Origin of the sequence: Flavobacterium keumense, assembly GCF_029866485.1 — a bacterium.
Classification (GTDB): Bacteria; Bacteroidota; Bacteroidia; order Flavobacteriales; family Flavobacteriaceae; genus Flavobacterium; species Flavobacterium keumense.
The window spans coordinates 668,957-692,855 of record NZ_CP092332.1; the positions used below are offsets into that span (position 1 = coordinate 668,957).

Consider the following 23,899-nt stretch of genomic DNA (forward strand, 5'->3'; position numbering starts at 1 on the left):
ATAAAAGTAACAATTTATAAGAATACACCACTGTTAAAAAAATCAATCGAAATATCAAGTAATTTGAAGCTATATTTGCAAAAGAATAAAAAGTTAAAAAAAGCTATCATGTTAAAGCCAATTCGTGTGCGTTTTGCACCTAGTCCAACGGGACCTTTACATATCGGTGGGGTTCGTACCGCCTTATTTAATTATTTGTTTGCCAAGAAAAATAACGGAACTTTCTTCTTACGAATTGAAGATACCGACCAAAATCGTTTTGTAGCTGGTGCCGAAGAATACATCTTGGAAGCCTTAAATTGGTTAGGGATTGCACCTGATGAAACCGTTGGAAAGAATGAAAAATTTGGCCCTTACCGCCAAAGCGAACGAAAAGAGTTGTACCAGCAATATGCCAATCAATTAATCAATTCTGGAAATGCGTATTATGCTTTTGATACTGCTGAAGCTTTGGATGCGCATAGAAAACAACACGAAGAACAAGGAAAAACATTCATCTACAACCATCACAATAGAGAAAAATTAGACACTTCGTTAGTGATTTCTAAAGAAGAAACCGAAAGAAGAATCGCTGCAGGTGAAGAATATGTAATCCGTTTTAAAACTCCTGTAAATGAAACTTTGCATTTACACGACATCATTCGCGGAGACGTAAAATTTGAAACCAATTTACTAGACGATAAAGTATTATTTAAAAGCGACGGAATGCCAACGTACCACTTGGCAAATATTGTGGACGACCATTTGATGGAAACCTCACACGTTATTCGTGGCGAAGAATGGTTGCCTTCTATGCCGTTGCACGTTTTATTGTACCGTGCTTTTGGTTGGGAAGCGCCCGAATTTGCTCATTTGCCCTTGATTCTAAAACCAATTGGAAACGGAAAATTATCCAAAAGAGATGGTGATAAAATGGGATTCCCGGTATTTCCATTAGAATGGAAAACAGAAGAAGGTGTTTCATCAGGTTACAGAGAAAAAGGATTTTTTCCAGAAGCTGTAGTTAACTTTTTAGCCTTATTGGGTTGGAACGATGGAACCGAAAAAGAATTATTTTCTTTGGAAGAGTTGGTCCAAAATTTCGATTTAAATCGAGTACATAAAGCGGGAGCTAAATTTGATCCTGAAAAAAATAAATGGTTCAATCACCAATATTTGATACAACAGCCAGATGCTGATTTGGCGAAAGCCTTCTCTCCTATTTTGACCGAAAAAGGAATTACAATTGAAGAAAATAAATTAATTACCATTGTTTCATTAATAAAAGAACGTGCGCATTTTGTTTCTGAATTTTGGGAATTAAGTGACTACTTTTTTGAAGCGCCAAGTTCGTACGATGAAAAAGCATCCAAAAACTGGAAAGAGGAAACGCCTGCTTTAATGCAAAATTTAATTGCTGTTTTAGACGGGATTCAAGACTTTACTGCTTCAACAATAGAAACGGTTGTTAAAGAATGGATGACGGCTAATGAAATTGGAATGGGAAAAATAATGCAACCTTTCCGTTTGAGTTTAGTAGGTGCTTTAAAAGGCCCTCACCTATTTGACATTGCTGAATTGATTGGAAAACAAGAAACCATTCAACGAATTCAAAAAGCAATAGCTAGTTTATAATTCTAAACTTGGCAAAAAAATAAAAGAGGCTTAATTGCCTCTTTTTTTATGGATAAGCCAATCAATAACATACGGAATGGCTAGTTGTAAAATGCGTACATACGAATTAGAAAACACTTTTTTGTAAGACGTTAATGCTTCTTGAAAAAGATTTTTGGGTTGTAATGTTTCTTTTGTTTTTTCCACACTCAACAAAATATGTTGCTTATGAATTTCTTTTTCCAGCTTTAGAATTTCTAAGTCGGCATTAATTTGATCGTAGGATGAATAGTGTTTAGACATAATTAATCATTAAAAAAGATGGCTGAAAATTTCTCTAAAATAGGTCCTTCTACAATTTTATCTTTCACTAAAAATAATAATCCTGTAAGAATCAAATAAAATCCTCCAACGATTAGAAAACCCAAAGCGGTATTGTTGAAATAACTTCCAATAGCAAACGCCGCTGCAATAGAACCAAACAAAATTACCATACTCAAACAAAGTACAATTAAAAGGAATTTAACAATCATTGTGGTTGATTGCATCAAAACTTTAAAACCACGAAGTTTATAATACTCAATATTGGTTTCTATATACCCTTTTGCGTGTTCTTGAATTTGTTCGGTTTGATTTTTTATTTCTTCAAAAGCCATAATTTAGGTATTTGGGGTGGAACTTATTTTTGAAGTTTGGCGTTTTGCTCTTTCAATTCGGCTAATTTTTGTTCTAAAAATGAAATAACATCTTCTGTTTTATAACTCACATTAGAAATCAAATCTTCAAATGAGTCTTCTAAAGTATCTTTGGAAGATGACAATTTATTTTTAAGCTGCTCTGAAACTTCATCTAATTTTTGTTTCAAATCGTCTTTTGCCTCTTGAAAACCATCTTTTATTTTTTCTCTTGTTTTTGAACCTTTATCTGGAGCAAATAAAATTCCAACTCCTGCACCAATTAATGCACCTGTTACAAGTGCCAATAAAGAATTTCCTGAAGTACTTGACATAATTTCTATTTTTTATCAATTGCTACCTTAAAGATACGTTATTTTTTTCTTTTTTGAGATAAGAACTCGTTAAACTGTCCTTTTATAAGATAAAAAGTAAATAAATAAGTTTAAATCGATTCATTTTACAAAATAGTATTCTATGTTATAAAAAGAAAAATAGTTGCTCAAAATTGATTTATTTAAGCTGTTTTTAATTAGATAAATCAATTAAAAATTAAATAGTAATAAATATCGATTATAATAACAAAACCCACTAGTAAGTGGGTTTTTAATTTATAAAATTGATACCGTATTCTTTTTTAAATTTGATTTAAAAGAGACAAAACCGTTTCATTTTTTTCAGTGGCTTTCAATTCAAATAACATGGTTTTAAAATTTTCTAAATGAATCGTGTCGTGAATCAAGTTTTGTAAAACAGCGATTCGAACTAAAGCCAATTGACTTTTCAACGACATGGTATATAATTTTGATAACGCCTCTGAATCAATATCGGCTGGATTTACTTTATCTGAATGTTCCAAAATCAAATTGGCAAACAATAAGGAATTATTGTCGTTTTTGATGTTTTTCAAAATCGTTTGATTGACTAAACTATAATTATCAATAGTTTTGATGTTATCAATAATCGTCTTTAATATGGCTTCGGCAGCAGAAGCGTCTTTTTCTTTAACGTATTTATTGATTTCTTTTTGAGTATTTATCAATACATTTTCTTCCTTCTTCCCTTTTTCTTCCCAAGCATCTTTCAATCCTACGGTTTTGTTGAAAACTAAGTTTTCGGCCGTTGAATCTTTGTCCACATTGAAATAACCCAAACGTTGGAACTGAAATTTATCACCTGCTTGAACTGATTTTAAACTTGGTTCTACATATCCAGTGGTAATTTGCAACGAATTTGGATTCATAAACTCTAAGAAATTCTTCTCTTTATGACTGTCGGGAGCTTCGTCAATAAATAAACGATCGTACAAACGTACTTCGGCTGCTACGGCGTGAGCAATAGAAACCCAGTGTAAGGTGCCTGCTACTTTTCTTTGACTGGCTTCGCTTCCACTTCCGCTTCGGCTATCTTCGTCATACGAAACGTGAATTTCAGTAATGTTACCATTAGCATCTTTCACCACAGATTCGCCTTTAATGATGTAGGCGTTTTTCAATCGGACTTCTTTACCTAAACTCAAACGGAAAAACTTAGCAGGAGCTTCTTCTAAAAAGTCTTCTCTTTCGATGTATAATTCTCTAGAAAAGGGTACTTTTCTAAAACCAGCGCTTTCGTCTTCTTGATTATTTTCAGCATCTAACCATTCTTCTTTTCCTTCAGGATAATTCGTGATGACCACTTTTACAGGATCTAAAACCGCCATCACACGAGGAGCTGTTTTATTCAGATCTTCGCGTAAGCAAAATTCTAAAAGTGAATAATCAATTACATTTTCTCTTTTGGCAACACCAATAATATCACAGAATTTACGAATTGAATTGGGTGTATATCCTCTTCTTCGTAATCCTGAAATTGTTGGCATTCTTGGGTCGTCCCAACCATCTACAAAATTTTCTTGAACCAATTGCAAGAGTTTTCTTTTACTCATTACCGTATAATTCAAGTTCAAACGTGCAAATTCGTATTGATTAGGTCGCACTTTATTAACATCATAAATTTGGTCTAAAAACCAATTGTATAATTCACGGTGCATCACAAATTCTAAGGTACAAATAGAATGTGAAATTTGTTCGATATAATCACTTTCTCCATGTGCATAATCGTACATCGGATAGATTTTCCATTCGTTAGCCGTTCTATGATGATGACGGTGTAAAATACGGTACATCAACGGGTCACGCATCAACATATTAGTCGAAGCCATGTCAATTTTAGCTCGTAAAACGTGAGTTCCTTCTGGAAAATCGCCGTTTTTCATGGCTTCGAATAAGGTTAAATTTTCTTCAACAGAACGGATTCTAAACGGACTATCCACACCAGGTTGCGTGGGTGTTCCTTTTTGAGCCGCCATTTCTTCTGAAGTTTGGCTATCTACATAAGCTTTTCCGTTTTTAATCAATTGAATTGCCCAATCGTATAATTGCTGAAAATAGTCAGAAGCATACTGTTCATTAGCCCAATTGAATCCTAACCATTGTAAATCTTCTTTAATTGCATCTACATATTCTTGCTCTTCTTTGGCTGGATTAGTATCGTCAAAACGCAAATTTACTGGCGCATTGTACTTTAAACCCAAACCAAAATTCAAACAAATTGATTTAGCGTGACCAATGTGTAAATACCCATTTGGCTCCGGTGGAAAGCGAAAACGCAATTGATCCTGCGGAAAACCAGAGGCTAAATTATCTTCTATAATTTGTTCAATGAAATGCAATGATTTTTCTTCTGATGCCATTTTAAAAATTTTGAAAAGCAAAGTTATCAAATTTGTTGGTGATTCGTCGATATATAAGGTGGTTTATTCGGCTTTACAACTAAAAAAACAAAACATTTTGTACTTTTATCCTTTTAAAACGATAAAAATTTATCCAGCAAATAACATCAATGGGAACTATTAAACTAAAAAATATTCGCACTTTTTCGTATCACGGTTGTTTAGTAGAAGAAGGAAAAATTGGGTCAGATTATAGCGTGGATTTAGAAGTAAAAACCGATTTACGTAAATCGTGTATTTCAGATGATTTAGCAGATACGGTTGATTATGTGCTTTTAAACCAAATTGTGGTTGAAGAAATGGCGGTTCGTTCTGATTTATTAGAACATGTTGCACATCGTATTATTGTTCGTGTTTTTGCAGAAGCACCATCTGTTTCCCGAATTAAAATTGGGGTTTCAAAATTAAATCCGCCTATTGGTGGTGACGTTGAAGCAGTTACCATTGAAATGGAAGAATACAGAACTTAATTTGTAAAAGGGGCTATTGTAAAGTATAAACTTTTTGTTATCTTTGCCACCCAATAAACAATTGGCGTCGTGGCCGAGCGGCTAGGCTGGGCTCTGCAAAAGCTCCTACTCCGGTTCGAATCCGGACGATGCCTCAAGAAGAGATACAGCAATGTGTCTCTTTTTTTTGTTTAAATTTTTAAAAAAAATTAAGTAAAATTATAGTTCGAATCCAGACGATGCCTCAAGAACCTTAAGGAAACTTGGAGGTTTTTTTATGATTAATTTTTAGAAAAAATTAAATAAAATTATAGTTTGAATCCGGACGATAACTCTCAAAAAGGACAGCGATGTGTCTCTTTTTTTTACTTAATTGCGAGGTACGAAGTAATTTAAAAATTAGATAAAGTTAAGATGCTACTCCAGTTCTCCTGAATTATAGGGACAAAATACAATCAAAACCTATAGTCTATTTAGAAGTTTAAATATTTATCTTTCCTCAATCTTCTCCCAAGCATTTTTAACCATTTCTTTTTCTTTTGGAAACCAACCTTGCGAAATTAAAATCACACCAAAAACAATTAAAACAATACTAATTGCTTTTTTAATTTTAAGGATATTAGTGGGTGTTAATTTTGATTTTAACTGCTTGGCCAAAACAATTTTTAAGCAATCTACCAGTAAATACGTTACAATTACTGAGGTGAAAAAAGTCATCATTCTAGGAGTTTGCATTTCTAATTTTGGCCCTACAGAAATGATAATAGCTAACCAAAATCCTAGCACTCCAATATTAATAATATTCAAGAAAAATCCTTTTGCTAAAAGACTTCCGTAATTTTTTTTAATGATTTCGTCATCAATAGCTTCGTATTGAATTTTAGCTTGTTTTTTTAATTTAACAAACGAAATTATTCCGTAAGCTACCATTACAATTCCTCCAAAAATAAATAAAGCGGGTTTATCTTTTAAACTTGAAATCAAACGATAACTCCCTAAATAAGCTACTCCAATAAAGAAAATATCACCTAAAACCACTCCTAAATCAAAAGCTAAAGCAGCTCGAAATCCTTTGGTTATACTGGTTTCTATTAAAATAAAAAATACAGGACCTATCATAAAACTGAGGAAAATTCCCCAGGGTAATCCAGTTAAAATATCATTTATCATTAGCATAGATTTGGGTTTAAACTACTTATTTTATTATTTCAATTCGTCCACCAATAACTGTTTTTTGATTGACTTGTTTTGGTTTTCCATACACAGTAATATCACCTCCTGCTCTTACTTTAGCATCTACTAATTCTGTAGCAAAAACAGTGGCTTCACCCCCTGCATTGATACTAACTACAGTTTGTTCAGTAGTTAATTCTTTACCCTCATATAGTGCACCAGCTGATACTAAAATATCTTGATTTTTAGCAATTCCTTCTGTGTTGACTATACCTCCACTTATAATTTTTACATTTAATTTTGACACTTCTAAACGAACATCAATTTTAGCGCCTTCTTTTGCAATAATATTAAAAGTGGTTCCTTTAAAAACAGCTTCACTCGAAATTTGAGCACCTTCATTAGCTTCAACTGCATCTAAATCAGTATAATATACTTTAGCTTTTACTTGATTTCCTTTCAATAATTTAGTCAATGGCATTCTCAATTTTAACTCCCCATTTCTATTGACTACTTCTACCTCATTTGAATTAATCCCTGAAAGTTCAATTCTATTCTCTTCTGAAGCAATTAACTCCACTGTTATTTGGTCAAAAGCAGTTACTTTATGAAAATCACCTACTTTTTTCTCAGTTTGAGAATAGGTTAATGAACTGATTAATAATAGACTACATAGTAATTTTTTCATAATACTTTTTTTAAAATAAACTTATTCGTTTCTTCTGATAAAGTGAAAATCCAATTGTTTTTTAACTAAATCGGCATTTTTAACTTTTACAAAAATCTCATCTCCTAGTTGTAATAAACCATGAGAAGTAGCACCAACTAAAGCGTATTGTTTTTCGTCAAAAGTATAATAATCCTCTTTAATATCTCTAATTCGAACCATACCTTCGCATTTATTTTCGATAATTTCGACATAAATACCCCATTCGGTTACTCCAGAAATTACCCCTAAAAACTCTTGATCTTGGTGATTTTGCATGTATTTAACCTGCATGTATTTAATAGAATCTCGCTCTGCATTCGTAGCTAAACCTTCCATAGTAGACGAATGTAAACATTTGGATTCGTAAGTTTCTTCATCTACTGATTTTCCACCATCTAAATAATACTGCAACAAACGATGCACCATTACATCTGGATACCTACGAATAGGTGAAGTAAAATGGGAATAATAATCAAAAGCTAATCCGTAATGACCAATATTATCCGTAGAATATTTTGCTTTACTCATACTACGAATAGTTAAAGTATCAATTAAGTTTTGCTCTTTTTTACCTACAACTTCACTCAATAAATTATTCAACGATTTAGAGATATCACCTTTGTTTCTAAAGTCGATTTTATAGCCAAACTTAGCAATAACAGTTTGCATTGCAATTAATTTATCTTCATTAGGCTCATCGTGAATACGGTATACGAAAGTTTTCTTTTGTTTACCAATAAATTCAGCCACTTTTCTATTGGCTAAAAGCATGAATTCTTCAATCAAATGATTAGCATCTTTGGAGATTTTGAAATACACTCCAGCAGGTTCTCCTTCTTGATCTAAGTTGAATTTTACTTCCACTTTATCAAAAGAAATAGCGCCTTCATTCATTCTATTTCTACGCAAAATTTTAGCCAATGCATCTAATTTCAGTGTAGCATCAACAATTTCCTTTGAAACTTGATACGGTGCGCCTGTAATCGAGATTTCTTGCGGAATAGTATGCTCTTTGGTTTCAATAATATATTGGGCTTCTTCGTAAGCAAAACGTTGGTCAGAAAAAATTACAGTTCTTCCAAACCATTGATTAACTACTTGCGCTTTTTCATTGATTTCAAATACCGCAGAAAAAGTGTATTTTTCTTCGTGTGGACGTAAAGAACAAGCATAATTTGACAATACTTCAGGAAGCATTGGTACTACTCGATCTACTAAATATACCGAAGTAGCTCTTTGATAAGCTTCGTCATCTAAAATAGTACCTTCTTCTAAATAAAAAGAAACATCGGCAATATGAATTCCAATTTCATAATTTCCATTCTCTAACTTTTTGAAAGACAACGCATCATCAAAATCTTTAGCGTCTTTTGGATCGATAGTAAAAGTTAAAGTATCGCGCATATCCCGACGCTTGGCTATTTCGCTTTCGTGAATTGTAGTGTCTATTTTTTGCGCATAGGTTTCTACTTCAATAGGAAATTCAGACGGTAAACCATATTCAGCTAAAATAGCGTGAATTTCTGTATCATGTTCTCCTGGTTTTCCAAGCACTTTTATTACTTTTCCAAAAGGACTATCGGCTCTTTTAGGCCAATCTTCAATATGAACCAACACCACATCACCTTGCTCCGCCTCTCCTATTTTGTCTTTTGGAATAAAAATATCAGTGTACATTTTTGGATTGGCAGTAGCAACAAAAGAAAAGTTTTTTTGAATATCAATAACCCCAACAAAATCGGTTTTATTTCGTTCAATTACTTCAATCACTTCTCCTTCTGGTCGACGTCCTTTTCTACGGTTATAAACATACACTTTTACCGTATCCTTATCTAAAGCTCTATTTAAATTATTAGTTGGAATAAAAACATCTTCTTCTAAATCTGGACAAATAAAATAAGCAGTTTTACGGCTGGTCATATCAATTGTACCTTCGTAATAATCTTGACTAACCGCCTTAATTAAATATTTTCCAGGTTCTGATTCGATAATTGTTTTTTTAGCTGCTAAAATTTTTAAATCTTTTATAATTTGATTTCTACTTTGAGTATCGTCTAAATCTAATTTAGCGGCTATTTGCTTGTAATTAAATACTTTATTAGCATTTTGAGACAGTATTTTTACAATTTTTTCAGAGTAAGTCTTCTCTTTTTTGAGCGGTTTTCTTAAACGCTTTCCCATATTTCTTTTCTTAAAAGTCTAAAATTACAAATAAGATATCAGAATACCTTTTTAAAGACTCAGATTTATTAAAAATATAACTTTTAGTAAAAGATTAATTATCCTTAAAAAATATATTTTTTAAAACTTCAAAGTTGTCAACATCTATTTAAAATATCAAAAAGAAAAGAAAATTAAAATTTATTTTTTGATGGTTATTATAGCGTGTTAATAGTTAGTATAAATTTTTTTAAAACGTATTTGAAATGAAGTTGTAAGTAGTTATTTTTAGTTGTTAACACCTTTTTTCGCGGTTAAATATTTAAAAATAAAGACATTCTTGATTTTAATTAACAACAGTTGATAACCTAAAAAACATTCATTTTGTAGATAAGTAAATTTTTAAAATTTGTTAATAAAGATGTTTTTGTTTTTCATAACTTTTCTAAAAATTATAGAAACTAAATTAGGATTTTTAAATCCAGTTTTTGATTATAAATTTTTTCTTTTCAAAGATTAAAAACTTCTTATTTTCTATTTTTAGTTATTAACAAAGTATGTTAATTTAATATTCTCTGAAAATCAACTAATTGCATTTTGCTGTTAACAATTCAAAATTTTAACATTTTTGATGTAAAAAAATAGTTGATTTCTAAATTGTTACAAATTAATTTTTTAGTAATACTTTGTTAAATTGACAGTTACAGCACTCTTTAAAAAAATTAGTTTTTAGTTAATAAAGAAACAAAGAAACCCATCTATTTATAAATTCTAACTCGAAATCTTTCCCTATTTTTGAACACAAATTAAACACACAATTAACAATGAGAATTTCAATAGGAAACGACCACGCTGGTCCAGAGTATAAAAAAGCAATTGTAGCTATGCTTGAGGCAAAAGGTCACCAAATCACTAATTATGGAACCGATTCTTTTGATGCAGTAGATTATCCTGATTTAGCGCATCCAGTCGCTCAAGATGTAGAAGAAGGAAAAGCTGATTTTGGCATTGTGATTTGCGGTAGTGGTAACGGAATTGCGATGACGGTGAATAAACATCAAAAAGTGCGCGCCGCTTTATGTTGGATGAAAGAAATTGCTGCTTTGGCTCGTTTACATAATGACGCAAATGTAATTAGTATTCCTGCTCGTTATACTTCTATTCCGCAAGCCGTAGAAATGGTTGAAACTTTTTTATCTACTGAATTTGAAGGCGGAAGACACCAAAACCGCGTGAATAAAATTGCTTGTCAATAAAATAATAAATTACAACTAAGAAGATTAGTTGAATAATAAGAACTCCATAAAACTTCCAAAGGAAATTTCTTTTGGAAGTTTTGTGTTTAAATCCCCACATTCCCATTCCGACACCCAGACTCCCTCCTAAAAAAGCCCAGAAAAGTAAAGTGTTTTCGGAGACTCTTCGTTTTTTGTTTCGGGCTAAATATTTATCGCAACCTACCAGAATGAAGCTCAAAACAGAAATGGTTAAAAAATAATAATATAAAAGCAGCATGAGAGTAGATATGTGGGGTAAAGATATTATTTTCGTGTTACAATATATTTTTACTTCATGACCAACATTCAATTCATCGCAAAATCGGTGGCTACAGCCCCCGTTAATATTCAAAAAACAGTTCAATTATTGAACGAAGATTGTACGATTCCGTTTATTTCTCGATATCGAAAAGACCAAACGGGTAATCTAGACGAGGTAGTAATTGAACAAATTGCTAAATTGAACAAGCAATACGATGAGTTAATCAAACGAAAAGAAAGCATGCTTAAAACTATCGAGGAGCAAGGGCAACTTTCGCCTGAATTAGCTAAAAAAATTCAAGATAGTTTTGATTTGCAAGAGTTAGAAGATTTGTATTTGCCTTTCAAAAAGAAGAAAAAAACCAAGGCTGATGTGGCGCGCGAGAACGGTTTGGAGCCATTGGCTAAAATAATTATGGCGCAAAATAATGATGATATTGACTTTATTTCGACCCAATACATCAATGATAATGTGATTAACGAAGAAGCCGCTTTGCAAGGCGCTCGTGATATTATTGCAGAATGGATTAATGAAAATATTCACGTTCGTCAACAGTTGCGTCGCTTGTTTCATCGAAAAGCAACTATTACGACTAAGGTGATAAAAATTAAAAAAGACGACGAAGCTGCACAAAAATTTTCGCAATATTTTGATTGGTCAGAGCTCTTGAGTAAAACACCACCCCATCGATTAATGGCGATGTTGCGTGCCGAAAATGAAGGTTTTGTTAAGTTAAAAATTGAAGTGGATATTGACGAGGCGTATGATATCATTGACGAATTGATTTTGAAACGTCAAAACGATACCACTCCCCACATTCAATTAGCCATTGAAGACAGTTATAAACGGTTGTTACTTCCCGCGATTGCCAATGAAACCTTGCAAGAAGCTAAAGCTAAAGCTGATGCCAATTCTATTCAGGTTTTTGCGACCAATTTAAGTCAACTTTTGTTAGCGCCTCCTTTGGGCGAAAAACGCATTTTAGCGATTGATCCCGGTTATCGTTCGGGTTGTAAAGTAGTTTGTTTGGACGAAAAAGGCGATTTGTTGTACAACGAAACGATTTACCCGCATGCGCCTCAAAACGAAGACGCTATGGCTATGAAAAAAATCCGTTCAATGGTTAATTCGTATAAAATTGATGCCATTGCCATTGGTAACGGAACCGCTTCCCGCGAAACGGAATTTTTTGTCAAAAAAATTGCTTTCGATAAAGAAGTTCAGGTTTTTGTGGTTTCAGAGGCGGGCGCTTCGGTCTATTCCGCATCAAAAATTGCCCGAGAAGAATTTCCTAATTATGATGTTACCGTTCGTGGTTCTGTTTCTATTGGGCGACGATTGAGCGATCCTTTAGCCGAATTGGTAAAAATCGATCCAAAAGCCATTGGCGTAGGCCAATACCAACACGATGTGGATCAAAACAAACTAAAAGAAGAATTAGATGCTACCGTGATTCGTTGTGTCAACTCGGTGGGAATCAATATCAATACGGCTAGCAAGCATTTATTGAGTTATGTGAGTGGAATAGGAGAGAAGTTGGCCGAAAATATAGTCCAATACCGTTCAGAAAATGGTCCGTTTGACGACCGAAAACAACTGAAAAAAGTGCCTCGACTGGGTGATAAAGCGTTCCAACAAGGCGCGGCCTTTATCCGAATTAAAGAAGGAAAAAATCCGCTGGACAACTCGGCGGTGCATCCTGAAGCCTATCCAATTGTAGAAAAAATGGCTAAAGATTTGAAGCTTTCGGTACATGAATTAATTGGCAACAAAGACAAAACAGCTTTAATCAAAGCTGAAAATTATACTACGCCAGAAATTGGTTTGTTGACTTTAAAAGACATTTTAAAAGAGCTAGAAAAACCAGGGTTAGACCCAAGAAAATCGGCTAAAATATTTGAGTTTGACCCGAATGTTAAATCCATAAAAGACCTGAAATCAGGCATGATTTTACCAGGGATTGTGAATAACATTACCAATTTTGGTTGTTTCGTAGATATTGGAATTAAAGAAAGCGGTTTGGTTCATATTTCCCAACTGAAAGCGGGTTTTGTGAGCGATGTGAATGAGGTGGTAAAATTACACCAACACGTAGAGGTAAAAGTAACTGAAGTGGATGAAGACCGCAAACGAATTCAATTGACGATGATTTTATAAAACAAAAACCCAAGTTGTAACTTGGGTTTTTATTTTAAATATAAAGAATTACTCTTTTGTTTGCTTCGCCTATTCGCCTTTTTGGCTTGAGTCTTCTTTTTTATCTGATGAATCGTCTTTGGCAGCGTTTTTAAATTCTTTAATTCCGCTTCCTAAACCTTTCATCAATTCTGGAATTTTTTTACCTCCAAAAAGCAATAAAATAAATGCTCCAATAACAAGTAATTCCGTAACACCAAATCTTCCCATAACTAAGATATTTTATATGCCGTAGCAAATTTGTTTAACAATGAAGTACAAATGTATATAGAATTAGTGAATGGCAATTCTTTTTTAATCATTTATTTGGTTTTAAAAGCGTTAAAATTCTATTAAAATGTGATTTTGTAGTCTTTGTTCTTCTAAAATTACGCCCTAGTACCAAAGCTAATAATTGTTTATATTTGTTCAATAAACCAAAAAAAATGTCTAAAAAGGGATTAAAAAGACAGCAATTAAAAGAAAACCTGTTCAACAAAAGGCGTTTAATCATTTTAAACGAAGATACTTTTGAGGAAACCTTTTCGCTAAAACTCACTTTGATGAATGTTTTTGTGGTGGTAAGTTTGAGCGCTATTTTCATCATTTTTGTGACCACTTTTATCATTGCTTTTACTCCTTTACGGGAATTTATTCCGGGATATTCTTCTTCACAATTAAAACGTGATGCTACCGAATTAGCCCTAAAATCAGATTCTTTGACTCAGGCTTTGGAACAAAATGAAGCCTACATCAAATCACTTAAAAAAGTGTTGACAGGCGAGTTAGAGTATGCTAAATTCAATAAAGACTCTATCCTTTCTTCGGTGGAAGAAGCTCCAGCAGAAGGTAATTTATCCGCTTCAAAAGAAGAACTAGAATTACGAAAACGAGTAACTAAAGAAGAGCAACAAGCGTCTAAAAAGAACAAATAAATTTACACAATGTCCATAAAATCTATTGCGGCTCGATTATTTGCACGCCAAGTGGTGAAAAACACACAGGCTTGGGCTACAAATCCTGTGGAAACCCAAAACAAGGTGTTCCAAAAATTAATTCGTCAAGCGAAAGACACGCAATTTGGACGAGACCATCATTTTGACCAAATACAAACCCCTGCCGATTTTGCTCAACACGTTCCGGTTCGCGATTATGAAGAATTGAAACCGTATGTGGAGCGAGTAGTAAAAGGGGAGGAGAACGTGCTTTGGAAAGGAAAACCGCTTTATTTTGCTAAAACTTCGGGGACAACCTCGGGAGCAAAATACATTCCGTTGACTAAGGAATCCATGCCGTACCATATCGAGGCGGCTCGCAATGCCATTTTGCATTACATTCACGAAACAGGAAACGCTGATTTTGTGGATGGTAAAATGATTTTCCTGCAAGGAAGCCCTATTCTAGAAGAAAAAAACGGAATAAAATTGGGGCGTTTGTCTGGAATTGTCGCGCATTTTGTTCCGAAATATTTACAAAAAAATCGCATGCCATCTTGGGAAACCAATTGCATTGAGGATTGGGAAACCAAAGTCAACGCTATTGTTGAAGAAACGTTCAACGAAAATATGGCGGTGATTTCAGGAATTCCGTCTTGGGTTCAAATGTATTTTGAAAAATTGCAGCAAAAAGGAGGCAAGCCTGTTGGCGAAATCTTTAAAAACTTTAATTTGTTCATTTACGGCGGAGTCAATTACGAACCCTATCGTGCCAAATTCGAAAATTTAATCGATCGAAAAGTGGATTCAATTGAGCTATTTCCAGCCTCGGAAGGATTTTTTGCTTACCAAGATAGTCAGAAGGAAAAAGGCATGTTGCTGTTGTTGAATTCGGGAATTTTCTATGAATTCATTAAGAGTGACGAATTCTTAAATAAAAATCCGCGTCGGTATACCATTGGCGAAGTAGAATTAGGCGTGAATTACGTTTTGATTTTGTCAACAAACGCTGGACTTTGGGGGTATAACATTGGTGATACCGTTCAGTTTACGAGTTTACAACCGTATCGAGTGATAGTTTCAGGCCGTATCAAACATTACATTTCCGCTTTTGGCGAACACGTGATTGGTAAAGAAGTAGAAAGTGCTTTGCAAGAAGCTATGAAAGGGAGTTCAACTCGCGTGAATGAGTTTACCGTTGCTCCACAAATCAACCCTGCCGAAGGACTGCCGTATCATGAATGGTTGATTGAATTCGAAAACGAACCTGAAAACCTAGATGAATTTGCGTTACAAATCGACATCGCGATGCGCAAACAAAACGTGTATTATGACGACTTAATTGTGGGCAACGTCTTGCGCCCATTGGTAATTACAAAAGTGCCAAAAAACGGATTTCAAGACTATATGAAATCAATAGGAAAACTAGGGGGTCAGAACAAAATTCCTCGTTTAGCTAACGACAGAAAAATCGCAGATGCGTTAAACTCAAAATAAATCCGTTATCTTTGCAGGTTAAAAAATAAATAAAGATGATAGAAATCAAAAACATTTCGCGCTCCCGAGCGCAAGAGTCGTCAGCAGCTATTGAACGACTGTACATTACCATGAGGCATTTATTTAACAGAGGTTTTTACAAACCAATGGGTGTTTCAGGAGATACTTTAAGAGAAGCTTTACTAGCGTTACGTCCGGAAATTTACGGAAACATTGCCGATGAAAAAGTTGAATTGAACGGACTTTTGTACGTTATTGAACGACTTCCTATCGGAATTGAAGAATGCCGATTCATTAACTTAACTTCAGAAGAAGGCTATTCTAAATCGCACTTTAAAGCGATTGTCCCTCCAAAAAGACGCCGTAATTGCTACCGCATCGACGAGGACCAAATGAACGTAGTGATTACTCGTGGACGTTCGGACATTTACGATATTTTGACGCACTTAACCTTTATTTTCATCGAATCGCATAAGATTAAAAACAGAGTGTTGTTAGATGAAGGTGGGGAAGTATCCCACGATTGGAAAAAATTAGAAATTGCCGCCAAACAAACAAAAAAATTAACTCAAATTGAGAAAGAGAAAGCAATTTCTCATACCGCTAATATTTTGGGTAGAACCTTCGAAGAAGTTTTAGACATCTACGATGCGTTCGGTTCGGCTACCTCCCCAGATCGTTTCTTGCACGTTATTTATTGGTTAGGAAAATTAGCCATTGAAGAAATTGTAGAAAACAACAAACGCACCATCACTTTCAGCCCAGTCTTGAGAGAGCGTTTGGGACACCATATTCACGGCGAAATTTGGGCAACCAATATCAAAGAAGTTTTAAAAGAAAATAATTTATTAGGCAGACCTATTCATGTCATTAGTGCTAATATGCACTCGGTAATGAATTCCATTTTTGCCGTTCCGGCTTTGAAAACGAAGTTCAAAAACCAATCGGATTTTGTTATTTATGAAGAATTGAGTAAGTCTGGAGCCAATGATGTTCGTGATTTGGTTGAAGCGGTGGCTTTGAAGCAAGGAATGATTTCGTTGCCAGACACTTCAGGAACAAACATCGATGTTCAGATTTTTGACACCGCCAAAATAGATTGGAGCAAAACCTCTTTCCCTAAAGCTAATTTAGGCGACGAAAAACCAGTGATTATCGTAATGGATTATGCTTTTGGAGAGCAAGCCTATGAAACGATTGACGAGTTGTTCAAGCCGTATAAAAAAGAAACCTTCCTAAATGCCCAGTCGATTTCGATTATGGGAAAAGCGGGAATTTTAGAAGGAGGCAAGGGCGATATTATGATTCCGAATGCGCACATCAACGAAGGAACAGCGGATAATTACTTTTTTGAAAATGAATTAACGGCTGAGATGTTTGAAGGAAATGATATTGCAGTTTTTGCCGGTCCAATGGTTACGGTTTTAGGAACTTCATTGCAAAACCGAGATTTATTGAAATTCTTCCACGAATCAACTTGGAGAGCAATCGGATTAGAAATGGAGGGCGCATATTATCAAAAAGCCATCCAATCAGCTTCGAGAATTAGAAAAAGTGTGCCTAAAGACATCAAAGTGCGTTACGCGTATTATGCCTCGGATAATCCATTAGAAACCGGAAGCACTTTGGCTTCAGGAGGTTTGGGAACGACAGGAGTAAAGCCAACTTATTTGATTACGATCAAAATTTTGGAACAAATTTTTAATGTAAAATAAGTCAATACTAATTTTCTATGAAACGAATACTTATAACAGGAGCGGCAGGATTTTTAGGGTCGCATCTTTGTGACCGATTTATAAAAGAAGGCTATTTTGTTATAGGGATGGACAATTTGATTACGGGCGATTTGAAAAATATCGAGCATTTATTTAAGCTTGAAAACTTCGAATTTTACCACCACGACATCACTAAGTTTGTCCATGTTCCAGGAAAGTTGGATTACATTTTGCATTTTGCTTCGCCAGCAAGTCCGATAGACTATTTAAAAATCCCCATTCAAACCCTGAAAGTAGGTTCGTTAGGAACACATAATTTATTAGGCTTGGCGCGCGTGAAAAAAGCGCGAATTTTAATTGCATCTACTTCTGAAGTGTACGGCGATCCATTGGTACATCCACAAACTGAAGAATACTACGGTAATGTAAACACCATTGGCCCGAGAGGGGTGTATGACGAAGCCAAACGTTTCCAAGAATCAATTACCATGGCGTATCATACGTTTCACGGTGTAGAGACCCGCATTGTTCGAATTTTTAATACCTACGGCCCAAGAATGCGTCTCAACGATGGAAGAGTTATTCCTGCCTTTATTGGTCAAGCCATTCGTGGAGAGGATTTAACCATTTTTGGCGACGGAATGCAAACCCGCTCTTTTTGTTATGTAGACGATCAAGTAGAAGGGATTTATAGACTTTTGCATTCCGATTATGTGTATCCAGTGAATATTGGAAATCCAGACGAAATTACCATCAAAGATTTTGCTGAAGAAATCATCAAATTAACAGGTACGAATCAAAAAGTAGTTTATCATCCGTTGCCTATTAACGACCCTTTACAACGTCAACCCGACATTAGCAAAGCCAAAGAATTATTGGGTTGGGAGGCCAAAGTAGGGCGAGCCGAAGGAATGAAAATTACCTATGAGTATTTTAAATCCCTTTCGCCAGAAGAACTCTCAAAAGAGGAACACAAAGATTTTTCGAATTATATTAAATAAAAATGAACCCGCTTTTTGAAGCGGGTTTTTTGTTGGAAAACTTATCTAACCTGCAAGGTCTTTTTGACCTTGTAGGTTTTGTTTTAAAGATTAGTTGAATGCCTACAAGGTTTAAGAAACCTCACAGGAAAAGGGGTGTCCCAACAACTTTTTAAAAATTAATTATTTTTTCCGTTCAAAAGCCATTATTTTTGCGCCACAACTAATACAACTACAACATGACTATTTTACTTTTGGGTTCAGGCGGAAGAGAGCATGCATTTGCGTGGAAAATGATTCAAAGTCCGCTTTGCGACACCCTTTTTGTTGCACCAGGAAATGCCGGAACCGCAGCAATAGCTAACAATATTAACATCAACCCAACGGATTTTCCAGCCATTAAAGACTTTGTCTTAAAAGAAAAAGTGGAAATGGTTGTGGTAGGACCAGAAGATCCATTGGTAAAAGGAATTTACGATTTCTTCTTGAATGATGCCGGCTTAAAAGATATTCCAGTGATTGGTCCATCCACTATTGGTGCGCAATTAGAAGGAAGTAAAGAATTTGCTAAAGAATTTTTATTCAGACACAACATTCCAACAGCCGCTTATGATAGTTTTACGGCTGAAACGGTAGAACAAGGATGTCAGTTTCTAGAAACGCTACAGCCGCCGTATGTATTGAAAGCAGACGGATTAGCTGCCGGAAAAGGCGTGTTGATTATTCAAGATTTGGCAGAAGCCAAAGAAGAATTACGCAATATGTTGGTACATCAAAAATTTGGGACAGCGAGTGCCAAAGTGGTAATCGAAGAATTTTTGGACGGAATTGAATTAAGCTGTTTTGTTTTGACCGATGGAAAAAGCTATAAAATTTTACCAACAGCCAAAGATTACAAACGCATTGGTGAAGGCGATACCGGTTTGAATACCGGCGGAATGGGAGCTGTTTCTCCAGTGCCATTTGTAGATACTGTTTTGATGGAAAAAATCGAAACACGCATTGTAAAACCAACGATTGACGGATTTCAAAAAGATGGGATTGCATACAAAGGATTTGTTTTTATTGGTTTGATCAACGTAAAAGGAGAGCCAATCGTGATTGAATACAATGTACGCATGGGTGATCCAGAAACCGAAGTGGTAATTCCAAGATTGAAAACCGATTTAGTGGAATTATTTTTGGCGGTAGCCAATGAAAAACTAGACCAAATTGCGTTGGAGGTTGACGAAAGAAGCGCTACCACAATTATGGTGGTTTCAGGTGGTTATCCCGAAGAATTTGAAAAAGGGAAAGTAATTACTGGTTTAGAAAACATTACTGATTCTATTGTATTCCACGCGGGAACCAAATTAGAAAATAATCAGGTCTTGTCTAACGGGGGGCGTGTATTAACCGTTACTTCGTATGGTGATAACTTTGAAGAGGCCATAAAAAAATCTTATCAAAATATCGCGAAGCTTCAATTTGATAAGATGTATTTTAGAAGAGATATTGGAAACGACTTAAAGTAGTTTCCAATATTTTTTTAATTTATTATTTCAAGAAAGAATGTGCAGTGGTGTCTTGATTTTCTGTACCTGCTTCGTCAAAAATTTGTAATTGTTTAATCCAATATACAATAGCAGCAGCACAAATAATCATGAAAATCCAGTTGATAGCATTAGCAGCAGTCCATGAAGAAAGCTCTAAAGATCTTAAAAAATCAAGTGGTGCAAATAATACATCTACAAATAAGAACTGAATTCCTTCGAAAAATGATTTCATAATGATATAAAATTATAATGTTATTTATTTTTTGAGTAAGTATGCAAAAAGAACGTTTAAAAAAGCATCTTTTTTGAACTTGTTTTAAACAAGTAGTATATTTACAAACACAAAAGTATAAAATATCCTTATGATTGCAAGTGTTTTTAAAAAATCTACACCATTAAATTACGCTTTAACAGTATTTTTAGTGTTGTTTTTCTTTTTTATCTACCAAATCCAAGATACATCATGGGTAGCTTCGGGTGTTTTGCTTCTAAAAAAAGCGTTTACTTTTCTAGTCGTATTGGCGTCTATTTTCCTAACGAGTTTCATTGGAAAACGTAACGGTCTCACTAAAAATAGTAGTTATACCGCAATTTTTTTCTTGTTGCTGTTATTGTTCTTCCCTACGATTCTTAATAATTTGAACATTCTTTTAGCCAATTTTTTTATTCTATTGGCTTTACGTCGTTTAATCTCGTTACAGTCCATGAAAGCGTCCAAGGAAAAAATATTTGATGCCTCTTTGTGGATATTTGTAGCCTCTTTGTTTAGTTTTTGGAGTATTCTTTTCTTGATTTTGGTCTTTATCTCGGTTATTTTCCATGTTTCGAGAGATTATACCAATTGGGTTTTGCCTTTTATTGCTTTCATTGCAGTGGCAATTTTCTTTGCGTTTTTCACTTCTTTTTTCGGCATTAACATCTTAGACTATTGGCATCAAAATACCCAAATAGATATAGCGATAGATTATTTTACCAATACTAACCAAAATATCGCTTTTTCGATTTATGTTTCGGTAGCCTTGTTTTTTGTTTTTTCCATGTTCATTACTTTGTCTCATCGTCCCTCGATAACACAAACTTCGTATAAAAAAATTGTTGCTTCCTTCTTTATTGGAGTGATTGTTTTTGTCCTTTCGGCCAATAAAAGCAGTGATTTTTTACTTTTGACGATTGCCCCGCTAGCCATTTTAGCTAGTGCACATTTGGAGTATTTACAAACTAAATTCAAGCAAGAAATGGTGTTTATTGCTGTTGTGTTGTGTAGTTTGTTTTCGTTTGTGAGCCAATTATAATTTTTGGCCGTAAGCCAAATCGCCCGCATCGCCCAATCCTGGAACAATATAACTATGCTCGTTGAGGTGGTCGTCTGTGGCGGCTATCCAAAGATGACAAGTGTCAGGCAATTCCGTTTCTAAATGTGCAATTCCTTCTGGTGCAGCAATTACTACCGCTATATGAATTTCGGAAGGAGTACCTCTTTCCATCAATCGTTTAAAAACAGCTACAATAGATTGTCCGGTAGCCAGCATAGGATCAACCACTACAACCGTTTTGTTGTTAATATCAGCAACCGCTTGGTATTGCACTATAATTTCAAAAAAATCGTCGTTGTTGGGGTGGTGGCGGTAGGCCGAAATAAACCCGTTTTCAGCGGCATCAAAATAGTTTAAAAACCCATTGTGTAGTGTTAAACCAGCACGTAAAACAGAACAAATTACTAATGGATTTTTGATGTAATGAGTCGGTTTTGTTCCCAAAGGTGTTGGAATAGTAACCGCTTGATAGTCTAAACTTTTACTCATTTCATACGCCATAATTTCGCCTATGCGTTCCATGTTTTTTCTAAAACGGAGGCTGTCGTTATGGATATTCACATCGCGAATTTGACCTAAGAAATGATTCAGAACACTATTGTTTTCAGACAGATGATGAATTTGCATAAATTGAGTTTAGAATGGTTTTATAAAACTTTAATCGTTTTTTCAATCCTATAAATGTATAAAAAAGTATCTTTGTGATTCAATTTTAAAGACATGTTTTCAAAATTAGCCTATTCAGTATTTGAACAAAGTATTCAAGATTATCATCAATTTGATAATGTAGATCAACCCATTAATAATCCTTTTCCAAAGGAACAATTTGAACATTTATTGTATCTAAAAAACTGGATCGATACGGTGCAATGGCATTTTGAAGATATTATTCGTGACCCCAATATTGACCCGGTTGCGGCTTTGACTTTGAAAAGAAGAATTGATGCTTCCAATCAAGAACGTACCGATATGGTGGAATATATTGATAGTTATTTTCTTCAAAAATACAGTCATGTTAAAGTAAAAGTAGATGCAAAAATCAATTCTGAAAGTCCAGCTTGGGCATTTGATAGATTGTCTATTTTGGCTTTGAAAATTTACCACATGCAAGAAGAGGTAAGTCGGCCAGACGCTTCACAAGAACACAAAGACAAGTGTCAAGAAAAACTAAACGTCCTTTTAGAACAAAGAACCGATTTATCGACTGCTATTGACGATTTGTTGACCGACATTGAAAACGGAAACAAATTCATGAAAGTGTACAAACAAATGAAAATGTACAACGACGATGATTTAAATCCGGTTTTGTACCAAAACAAAAAATAAGAAACTATATTTTAACCATTAAGGGATTAAGAAAATGAAGTAAAACTTAATGAACCTTAATCTCTTAATGGTTTTATACATTAAGTAATTGTTTAAAAAGATACAACATATAGCCGTTATGAGACTTTCTGCAATGGGAGATGTCGCTATGACGGTTCCTGTTTTACGGGCGTTGGTAAACCAATATCCTGAACTGAAAATCACAGTAATTTCAAGACCGTTTTTTCAACCTTTTTTCAAGGATATTCCAAATCTACATTTCTTTGCTTTTGACGAAAAAGAACGTCATAAAGGAGTTTTAGGTTTGTGGCGGTTGTTCCAAGATTTAAAAAGGTTACAAATTGATGCGTTTGCGGATTTACATAACGTGTTGCGTTCCAAAGTAGTTCGGAGTTTATTTGCTTTAAGCGGTAAAAAAGTCAGTTTTGTAGATAAAGGACGCGCCGAGAAAAAAGCGTTAACACGCGCTGAAAATAAAAATTTCCGGCCTTTGACCACGATGTTTGAAAGACACCGATTGGTTTTTGAAAGCTTAGGGTTTCCAATCGATTTGTCTCGACCTCAATTTCCTCTCCAAGCACCTATTACACAACTTGAATTAGCGACAATTGTGGCTCAATCACAAAAGCTAATTGGGATTGCGCCTTTTGCCCAATACGATTCCAAAGTCTATCCACTGGATTTAATGAAGGAAGTAATCGATACTTTAGCCCAAAATCAAGAACACACTATTTTGCTCTTTGGCGGAGGCCAAAACGAAAAAGAACAACTTCAAAACTTAGCAGGAGATAAAAATAACGTCATCAACATGGCAGGAAAAATCCCTTTTCAAGAGGAATTGGATTTGATCAGCAACTTAGACGTGATGTTGTCTATGGATTCGGGCAATGCGCATATAGCGGCCATGTTGGGTGTTCCCGTAGTTACTCTTTGGGGTGCCACCCATCCATATGCGGGATTTTTGCCTTTTAATCAAACATTAGACAATGCTTTGGTGTCCGACAGAAATCAATATCCACAATTGCCGACGTCGGTCTATGGCAATAAAAAAGTAGCGGGTTATGAAAACGCCATGCGAACTATTCTTCCTGAGCAAGTGGTGACCCGAATAGCTGAGGTTCTTAAGAGGTAACACAGATTACACCCATTTCACGGATTGATCATTGCGAGAAGGCACAACGAAGCAATCTCAACAACCCTTAGATTTCGGATAGCTTGACAAAAAAGAACACATCTACAAGGTTTTGGAAACCTCTAAGGAGTCAAAACAAAAAACGAGAAGCCATCACTTCTCGTTTTTTCTATATTTAATTATTTTTTTAAACTTTGCGCCCCCGCCTGCCGCAGGCAGGT

The 23,899-nt window shown here is 34.8% G+C and carries 23 protein-coding genes and 1 tRNA gene; 13 read left to right on the forward strand and 11 right to left on the reverse strand.

Annotation, left to right across the window (positions count from 1 at the left end):
* Positions 1-108: 108 nt before the first annotated feature.
* A complete protein-coding gene (gene gltX / locus MG292_RS02890; protein ID WP_264534193.1) occupies positions 109-1,614 on the forward strand; it encodes a glutamate--tRNA ligase in 1,506 nt (501 codons plus the stop codon).
* A gap of 30 nt (positions 1,615-1,644) precedes the next feature.
* On the opposite strand, the gene MG292_RS02895 is transcribed toward gltX, so the two are convergent.
* The 4 genes from MG292_RS02895 to MG292_RS02910 all read right to left on the reverse strand — a co-directional run bounded on the left by MG292_RS02895 (position 1,645) and on the right by MG292_RS02910 (position 5,001).
* A complete protein-coding gene (locus MG292_RS02895; protein ID WP_264534192.1) occupies positions 1,645-1,896 on the reverse strand; it encodes a DUF6327 family protein in 252 nt (83 codons plus the stop codon).
* A gap of 2 nt (positions 1,897-1,898) precedes the next feature.
* A complete protein-coding gene (locus tag MG292_RS02900; RefSeq protein ID WP_264534191.1) occupies positions 1,899-2,249 on the reverse strand; it encodes a competence protein in 351 nt (116 codons plus the stop codon).
* A gap of 23 nt (positions 2,250-2,272) precedes the next feature.
* A complete protein-coding gene (locus tag MG292_RS02905) occupies positions 2,273-2,602 on the reverse strand; it encodes a YtxH domain-containing protein (RefSeq protein ID WP_264534190.1) in 330 nt (109 codons plus the stop codon).
* 302 nt (positions 2,603-2,904) lie between these two features.
* Positions 2,905-5,001 carry a glutamine--tRNA ligase/YqeY domain fusion protein gene (locus MG292_RS02910; RefSeq protein WP_264534189.1) on the reverse strand — a complete coding sequence of 699 codons (2,097 nt, stop codon included), beginning with the start codon at positions 4,999-5,001 and terminating at the stop codon, positions 2,905-2,907.
* Positions 5,002-5,150: 149 nt separating this feature from the next.
* On the opposite strand from MG292_RS02910, the gene folB reads away from it, so the two are divergent.
* Both folB and MG292_RS02920 read left to right on the forward strand, forming a co-directional pair.
* Positions 5,151-5,510: a dihydroneopterin aldolase gene (gene folB, locus MG292_RS02915; RefSeq protein ID WP_264534188.1), complete on the forward strand. Its 360-nt coding sequence runs from the start codon at positions 5,151-5,153 to the stop codon at positions 5,508-5,510.
* Between the two features lie 63 nt (positions 5,511-5,573).
* A tRNA-Cys gene (locus tag MG292_RS02920) sits at positions 5,574-5,644 on the forward strand.
* A gap of 334 nt (positions 5,645-5,978) precedes the next feature.
* Here the strand turns inward: MG292_RS02920 and MG292_RS02925 are convergent.
* Genes MG292_RS02925 through rnr form a run of 3 tightly spaced genes read right to left on the reverse strand, consistent with a single transcriptional unit; the run spans position 5,979 to position 9,552 of the window.
* Entirely contained in the window at positions 5,979-6,659 is a 681-nt protein-coding gene (locus MG292_RS02925) for a LysE family translocator (RefSeq protein ID WP_264534187.1), read from the reverse strand.
* A gap of 25 nt (positions 6,660-6,684) precedes the next feature.
* Positions 6,685-7,350 (reverse strand): head GIN domain-containing protein, encoded by a 666-nt coding sequence (locus tag MG292_RS02930; protein WP_264534186.1) that lies wholly within the window; start codon positions 7,348-7,350, stop codon positions 6,685-6,687.
* A 21-nt stretch (positions 7,351-7,371) separates the two neighbouring features.
* The gene (gene rnr / locus MG292_RS02935; RefSeq protein WP_264534185.1) at positions 7,372-9,552 is read right to left on the reverse strand and encodes a ribonuclease R; all 2,181 of its coding nucleotides are present in this window, start codon (positions 9,550-9,552) and stop codon (positions 7,372-7,374) included.
* Between the two features lie 803 nt (positions 9,553-10,355).
* Here rnr and rpiB point away from each other — a divergent pair.
* Positions 10,356-10,787, forward strand: a complete 432-nt coding sequence (gene rpiB / locus MG292_RS02940; RefSeq protein ID WP_264534184.1) for a ribose 5-phosphate isomerase B — start codon at positions 10,356-10,358, stop codon at positions 10,785-10,787.
* Here rpiB and MG292_RS11360 read toward each other — a convergent pair.
* Complete coding sequence (locus MG292_RS11360; protein ID WP_413614220.1) at positions 10,729-11,046, reverse strand: DUF1294 domain-containing protein; 318 nt, start codon at positions 11,044-11,046, stop codon at positions 10,729-10,731. The genes rpiB and MG292_RS11360 overlap by 59 nt on opposite strands.
* 57 nt (positions 11,047-11,103) lie before the next feature.
* Between MG292_RS11360 and MG292_RS02945 the strand changes: the two genes are divergently transcribed.
* A complete protein-coding gene (locus MG292_RS02945) occupies positions 11,104-13,227 on the forward strand; it encodes a Tex family protein (RefSeq protein WP_264534183.1) in 2,124 nt (707 codons plus the stop codon).
* A 69-nt stretch (positions 13,228-13,296) separates the two neighbouring features.
* Here the strand turns inward: MG292_RS02945 and MG292_RS02950 are convergent, their stop codons facing one another.
* Positions 13,297-13,476 carry a Sec-independent protein translocase subunit TatA/TatB gene (locus MG292_RS02950; RefSeq protein ID WP_264534182.1) on the reverse strand — a complete coding sequence of 60 codons (180 nt, stop codon included), beginning with the start codon at positions 13,474-13,476 and terminating at the stop codon, positions 13,297-13,299.
* 215 nt (positions 13,477-13,691) lie between these two features.
* Here MG292_RS02950 and MG292_RS02955 point away from each other — a divergent pair, with 215 nt between their 5' ends.
* From MG292_RS02955 to purD, 5 genes are all read left to right on the forward strand, one after another.
* Complete coding sequence (locus tag MG292_RS02955) at positions 13,692-14,180, forward strand: peptidase (protein ID WP_264534181.1); 489 nt, start codon at positions 13,692-13,694, stop codon at positions 14,178-14,180.
* Positions 14,181-14,189: 9 nt separating this feature from the next.
* On the forward strand, positions 14,190-15,677 hold the full coding sequence (locus tag MG292_RS02960; protein ID WP_264534180.1) for a GH3 auxin-responsive promoter family protein: 1,488 nt from the start codon (positions 14,190-14,192) through the stop codon (positions 15,675-15,677).
* A 35-nt stretch (positions 15,678-15,712) separates the two neighbouring features.
* A complete protein-coding gene (locus tag MG292_RS02965) occupies positions 15,713-17,392 on the forward strand; it encodes a DUF6909 family protein (protein ID WP_264534179.1) in 1,680 nt (559 codons plus the stop codon).
* Positions 17,393-17,409: 17 nt separating this feature from the next.
* Complete coding sequence (locus MG292_RS02970; protein WP_229317992.1) at positions 17,410-18,393, forward strand: UDP-glucuronic acid decarboxylase family protein; 984 nt, start codon at positions 17,410-17,412, stop codon at positions 18,391-18,393.
* 218 nt (positions 18,394-18,611) lie between these two features.
* Positions 18,612-19,886 carry a phosphoribosylamine--glycine ligase gene (gene purD / locus MG292_RS02975; RefSeq protein WP_264534178.1) on the forward strand — a complete coding sequence of 425 codons (1,275 nt, stop codon included), beginning with the start codon at positions 18,612-18,614 and terminating at the stop codon, positions 19,884-19,886.
* A 22-nt stretch (positions 19,887-19,908) separates the two neighbouring features.
* On the opposite strand, the gene MG292_RS02980 is transcribed toward purD, so the two are convergent.
* The gene (locus tag MG292_RS02980) at positions 19,909-20,139 is read right to left on the reverse strand and encodes a DUF6341 family protein (protein WP_229326316.1); all 231 of its coding nucleotides are present in this window, start codon (positions 20,137-20,139) and stop codon (positions 19,909-19,911) included.
* A 130-nt stretch (positions 20,140-20,269) separates the two neighbouring features.
* Here MG292_RS02980 and MG292_RS02985 point away from each other — a divergent pair, with 130 nt between their 5' ends.
* The gene (locus MG292_RS02985) at positions 20,270-21,199 is read left to right on the forward strand and encodes a DUF6427 family protein (protein WP_264534177.1); all 930 of its coding nucleotides are present in this window, start codon (positions 20,270-20,272) and stop codon (positions 21,197-21,199) included.
* Here MG292_RS02985 and upp read toward each other — a convergent pair.
* Positions 21,194-21,847 (reverse strand): uracil phosphoribosyltransferase, encoded by a 654-nt coding sequence (gene upp / locus MG292_RS02990; protein ID WP_264534176.1) that lies wholly within the window; start codon positions 21,845-21,847, stop codon positions 21,194-21,196. The genes MG292_RS02985 and upp overlap by 6 nt on opposite strands.
* A gap of 93 nt (positions 21,848-21,940) precedes the next feature.
* On the opposite strand from upp, the gene MG292_RS02995 reads away from it, so the two are divergent.
* Positions 21,941-22,546, forward strand: coding sequence for a DUF4254 domain-containing protein (locus MG292_RS02995; RefSeq protein ID WP_229330940.1), 606 nt, complete (start codon positions 21,941-21,943; stop codon positions 22,544-22,546).
* Positions 22,547-22,664: 118 nt separating this feature from the next.
* The gene (locus tag MG292_RS03000; RefSeq protein WP_264534175.1) at positions 22,665-23,678 is read left to right on the forward strand and encodes a glycosyltransferase family 9 protein; all 1,014 of its coding nucleotides are present in this window, start codon (positions 22,665-22,667) and stop codon (positions 23,676-23,678) included.
* Positions 23,679-23,899: the final 221 nt, after the last annotated feature.

Excerpts from the sequence above, each read along its gene's own strand:
- MG292_RS02980 (WP_229326316.1), bottom strand. The coding sequence starts at position 20,139 with ATGAAATCATTTTTCGAAGGAATTCAGTTCTTATTTGTAGATGTATTA.
- MG292_RS11360 (WP_413614220.1), bottom strand. The coding sequence starts at position 11,046 with ATGCTGCTTTTATATTATTATTTTTTAACCATTTCTGTTTTGAGCTTC.
- purD (WP_264534178.1), top strand. The coding sequence starts at position 18,612 with ATGACTATTTTACTTTTGGGTTCAGGCGGAAGAGAGCATGCATTTGCG.
- MG292_RS02970 (WP_229317992.1), top strand. The coding sequence starts at position 17,410 with ATGAAACGAATACTTATAACAGGAGCGGCAGGATTTTTAGGGTCGCAT.
- MG292_RS02910 (WP_264534189.1), bottom strand. The coding sequence starts at position 5,001 with ATGGCATCAGAAGAAAAATCATTGCATTTCATTGAACAAATTATAGAA.
- MG292_RS03000 (WP_264534175.1), top strand. The coding sequence starts at position 22,665 with ATGAGACTTTCTGCAATGGGAGATGTCGCTATGACGGTTCCTGTTTTA.
- MG292_RS02960 (WP_264534180.1), top strand. The coding sequence starts at position 14,190 with ATGTCCATAAAATCTATTGCGGCTCGATTATTTGCACGCCAAGTGGTG.
- MG292_RS02995 (WP_229330940.1), top strand. The coding sequence starts at position 21,941 with ATGTTTTCAAAATTAGCCTATTCAGTATTTGAACAAAGTATTCAAGAT.
- MG292_RS02945 (WP_264534183.1), top strand. The coding sequence starts at position 11,104 with ATGACCAACATTCAATTCATCGCAAAATCGGTGGCTACAGCCCCCGTT.
- gltX (WP_264534193.1), top strand. The coding sequence starts at position 109 with ATGTTAAAGCCAATTCGTGTGCGTTTTGCACCTAGTCCAACGGGACCT.
- MG292_RS02965 (WP_264534179.1), top strand. The coding sequence starts at position 15,713 with ATGATAGAAATCAAAAACATTTCGCGCTCCCGAGCGCAAGAGTCGTCA.
- MG292_RS02900 (WP_264534191.1), bottom strand. The coding sequence starts at position 2,249 with ATGGCTTTTGAAGAAATAAAAAATCAAACCGAACAAATTCAAGAACAC.
- folB (WP_264534188.1), top strand. The coding sequence starts at position 5,151 with ATGGGAACTATTAAACTAAAAAATATTCGCACTTTTTCGTATCACGGT.
- upp (WP_264534176.1), bottom strand. The coding sequence starts at position 21,847 with ATGCAAATTCATCATCTGTCTGAAAACAATAGTGTTCTGAATCATTTC.
- MG292_RS02895 (WP_264534192.1), bottom strand. The coding sequence starts at position 1,896 with ATGTCTAAACACTATTCATCCTACGATCAAATTAATGCCGACTTAGAA.
- MG292_RS02955 (WP_264534181.1), top strand. The coding sequence starts at position 13,692 with ATGTCTAAAAAGGGATTAAAAAGACAGCAATTAAAAGAAAACCTGTTC.
- MG292_RS02925 (WP_264534187.1), bottom strand. The coding sequence starts at position 6,659 with ATGATAAATGATATTTTAACTGGATTACCCTGGGGAATTTTCCTCAGT.
- rnr (WP_264534185.1), bottom strand. The coding sequence starts at position 9,552 with ATGGGAAAGCGTTTAAGAAAACCGCTCAAAAAAGAGAAGACTTACTCT.
- MG292_RS02930 (WP_264534186.1), bottom strand. The coding sequence starts at position 7,350 with ATGAAAAAATTACTATGTAGTCTATTATTAATCAGTTCATTAACCTAT.
- MG292_RS02905 (WP_264534190.1), bottom strand. The coding sequence starts at position 2,602 with ATGTCAAGTACTTCAGGAAATTCTTTATTGGCACTTGTAACAGGTGCA.
- rpiB (WP_264534184.1), top strand. The coding sequence starts at position 10,356 with ATGAGAATTTCAATAGGAAACGACCACGCTGGTCCAGAGTATAAAAAA.
- MG292_RS02985 (WP_264534177.1), top strand. The coding sequence starts at position 20,270 with ATGATTGCAAGTGTTTTTAAAAAATCTACACCATTAAATTACGCTTTA.
- MG292_RS02950 (WP_264534182.1), bottom strand. The coding sequence starts at position 13,476 with ATGGGAAGATTTGGTGTTACGGAATTACTTGTTATTGGAGCATTTATT.